At 48.2% G+C, this 1,190-nt stretch carries 1 protein-coding gene; it reads right to left on the bottom strand.

Annotation, left to right across the window (positions count from 1 at the left end; all coding sequences use genetic code 11):
* Nucleotides 1–659: 659 nt before the first annotated feature.
* Complete coding sequence (locus BLP80_RS14960; RefSeq protein ID WP_090544529.1) at nt 660–935, bottom strand: hypothetical protein; 276 nt, start codon at nt 933–935, stop codon at nt 660–662.
* Nucleotides 936–1,190 lie beyond the last annotated feature (255 nt).

Below are 1,190 nucleotides of genomic sequence, written 5' to 3'. Positions count from 1 at the left end.
GAGAAATCAGACAGCCACACAGCAGTTCGACGAAAGTAGCGCGAGAACGCATGGGTACAGCGGTAAGTAGATGGGTAATCCAGCTTGACAGGCAACGACAGACAGTTTGAGCGTAGGACATAGGAAGCCAATTGAGGAGCAAAAACTTCTTCATTGGTCCCAACCCTGCGTACGCCCAAAACCCGCGTATGCAGGGCGGAGACCGCGCAAACCTTCCCTTCTGTCAAGTGATTTTTGCTCATTTTGTGAATAATTTCACGCCTCGTATCGCTACTTTGTTTCTGCCTTAATGGCAGCCTTTTTGATGCTGAATGTCTAAACTTGAGTATGCAAATCGACTCGCTGCTTAATCATATGGACTCCATACTTGACAATACATCTCACTCCGGCTGTGCCTGAGGTAATTTAGTTTCCTTTTATGCTATTCCGATCATCGGGATAGCACACTGTCTATGCGAATGAAGTTTGGTACTCCATCGGTTAGAATATACGACGTTGCCCCAGAGGTACGCTCGTTGGACGTATTTTCATCCAATATTACCGTTTGTAGCTTTGCTTCATCCATCAATCACCTTACCCCGCATAATGACCAACTCAAAATCTAATTGCTCAAACTCTCAAGAAACACAATATATCCCCATGATTAGTTGAATGATTTTTTAAGTTGATTGAGGAGCGGGAACGAGTTGCATGCCAAGTTTTTCAGTGCGCCTGGCGAGGTAATGCATAACACGCTGGCGATAGCGCTCCTCGTAGTTATCCTGTCCTTGGTCTGTGTATTCCTCACCCTTGGTTAACATGGTGTAGATAAGACGAGCCAGTTTGTGGGCGACGGCAGTAATCGCCTTGGCTCGATCAAGACGAGCGGCAAGCCGTCTGAAGTAGGCTCCAAGCGCGGATTGGCTTTTGTGAAGTGCGGCGGCCGCTAACCGCAAAGACTGAGCAGCGCGATTGGTTGTGCGTTTGGATGCGCCCGAGAGTACTTTACCTCCGGAAATCTTTGTGCCAGGACACAGTCCCAGCTAGGAGGCAAAATGCTTCGCGCTTTTGAAGCGGGTCATGTCGGGACCGACTTCGGCAATCACCTTCAGACCACCTGATCCCGACGATTTTAAGATGACCCCAATTTAAAGATCAGACGAAGTCCAGATCGAGGAAAGAAGGTTTCAGTAGCATTGAGCTCCTCGCAA

It is taken from the genome of Nitrosomonas sp. Nm132, assembly GCF_900100485.1.
GTDB lineage: Bacteria > Pseudomonadota > Gammaproteobacteria > Burkholderiales > Nitrosomonadaceae > Nitrosomonas.
The sequence above is the reverse complement of the archived record's forward strand: the minus strand, read 5'-3'. Positions and strand labels throughout refer to the sequence as shown.